The sequence below is a fragment of the Streptomyces sp. NH27 genome (assembly GCF_056859195.1).
On the sequence record NZ_JACEGK010000817.1, the window covers coordinates 1 to 2,127 of the forward strand.

The following is a 2,127-nucleotide window of genomic DNA, read 5'->3' on the forward strand; positions in this document are numbered from 1 at the left end:
GGGTGCGAGAGCGGGGGTCGTCGCGTTCATCGCGCGCACCCTTCCGCGTCCCGTAGGTGCGGGTGCCGGTTCCCGCTTCCTTCCGTTGGCGACAAGGCGGTTCGGCCCGATGACTCTGCACGCTTCCCACGACGCCGGGAGCCTGGTGCTCACCCAGGGCCGGCTCATCCTGCGCGAGCAACTTCCCGGGGAGGCCGCACTGCTGGCCGACGGCAAGCCCGGCACGCTCACCTGGATCGACGGGGTCCCGGGCGAGGGCACGATGAGCGCGGCCTCGATGACGGTCGCCGCCGCGAGCGCCGGGGTCTACCGTCCCGGCTGGGGGCTGTTCGCGATCCAGCGCGCCGACGACCTGATCGCGCTCGGCGGTGTCGGCTTCCACGGCCCGCCGGACCGCGGCGCGGTCGAGATCGGCTACGACCTGTCCGAGTCAGGCCGGGGCCAGGGCTGGGCCACGGACGCGGCCCGCGCGCTGTGCCAATGGGCGCTGGGGCAGCCTGATGTGGTGATCGCCCTGGCCACCACCGAGCCCGGCAACCGTGCCTCGCAGGCGGTCCTGGACCGGGTCGGGTTCGTGCGGGTGGCGGACCGCGGGGACCTGTGGGCGTACGAACTGACCGCGATGCCGGGGTGACGTTGCCGCCGACGGCGAGGCGCGCAGGACCGTATGACCTCGTGGCCTTATGGGCTTATGGGCGGGTGACCTTGTGACCGGCGGATGTGGTCGGAGGCGCCGCCGGGCCGGGCTGTGCCGCTTCCTCGGCCTGGGGGCTCAGCATTGATGTACTCCTCGCCGCTGGCCCGCCGTCCGCTGGTGCTGTGACGGCGCCCGGGCGGTGAAATGCGCCCGGCCGATGAATGGTGCCGGGCCGGTGAAAAGGGCGCCGGGGTCCGTACAGGGCGGCCGGTCCGTCGGAAGCGCGCCCGCTCCGGCAAGGGCACCCGCCGCGCGGGTCAGCTCGCGGCGGTGTGCAGCCGCACGCTCGAACCGCCGCGGTCCTTGACCACCCTGAGCTGGACGGGGATACGGTGCCGCAGGTCGGCGACGTGGCTGACGATGCCGACGGCCCGGTCCCGTTCGCGCAGCCCGTCGAGCACGTCCAGTACCTCGTCGAGCGTCTGCTCGTCGAGGCTGCCGAAGCCCTCGTCGATGAAGAGGGTGTCCAGCCGCATGCCGCCCGCCTCGTCGGTGACGACGTCGGCCAGGCCCAGCGCCAGTGCGAGCGAGGCGAAGAACGTCTCGCCGCCGGAGAGCGTCGCGGTGTCCCGCTCGGTGCCGGTCCATGCGTCCACCACCATCAGTCCGAGGCCGGACTTGGCCCGGTTGCCCGCACGGGCGTCGCTGTGCGCCAGCGTGTAGCGGCCCGCCGACATCCGCTGGAGCCGCATGCCCGCTGCGGCGGCGACCTGCTCCAGGCGTGCCGCCAGGACGTAGGTCTCCAGCTCCATCCGGTACCGGTTCTCCGCGGAGTTGCCCGCCGCCAGGTCAGCCAGCCGCTTCAGCCGGTCGAACTCCGTCCGGGCGGGGGCGAGTTCCCGCACCCGCGCGGTGGCGACGGCGGTCAGCCGGTCGAGTTCCCGGCAGCGGGTGGCGGCGGCGGACTCCGCGGAGGATGCCTCCCGCAACCGGCGGTGCGCCCCGTCCGCGATCCGCTGCGCACGCTCGGGGTCGGCGGGCGGCAGGACCGCGGCCGCGGCCGGTTCGGGCGCGGCCAGCGCTGCCTCGATCGCGGCCTCCTCTCGTTCCCAGGCGGCCACGTCCCTTTCGGCGCGGGCCAGTTCGGCGGTTGGCAGCAGCGCCGCCGCGGCCTCGGCGGGCGACCCGAACCCGGCAGCCTTCGCGGCCGACGCGAGCGCGGCCGCCGCCTCCGCCAGCCGCCGCTCACCGTCGGTACGTTCCCGCGCCGCGTCAACGGCCCGGTCCAGCAGGGCGATCCGCGCGGTCAGATGCGCATGCCGGGCCCGTACGGTGGCGTGGCCCGCGCGGGCCCTGGCCAGCTCCCCGGTCAACCGCCGGTGCTGCTCGTCCAGTTCCTCCCGCCGGGAGGTGCGGGCCGCGGTCCGGCTGAGCGCCTGCTCGCGTTGCGCGGTCCGCCGGTCGCGCTCGTCCTCCGCGCGGGCGAGGGC

2 protein-coding genes are annotated in these 2,127 nt (G+C 75.2%); one reads left to right on the forward strand and one right to left on the reverse strand.

The annotated features are described in order from the left end of the window. The first annotated feature begins 109 nt into the window (after positions 1 to 109). The gene (locus tag AC13HU_RS36145) at positions 110 to 634 is read left to right on the forward strand and encodes a GNAT family N-acetyltransferase (RefSeq protein ID WP_483046231.1); all 525 of its coding nucleotides are present in this window, start codon (positions 110 to 112) and stop codon (positions 632 to 634) included. Positions 635 to 954: 320 nt separating this feature from the next. Here AC13HU_RS36145 and AC13HU_RS36150 read toward each other — a convergent pair. Further along, positions 955 to 2,127, reverse strand: a 1,173-nt coding sequence (locus AC13HU_RS36150; protein ID WP_483046232.1) for an SbcC/MukB-like Walker B domain-containing protein, incomplete at its 5' end; no start/stop codon positions are given.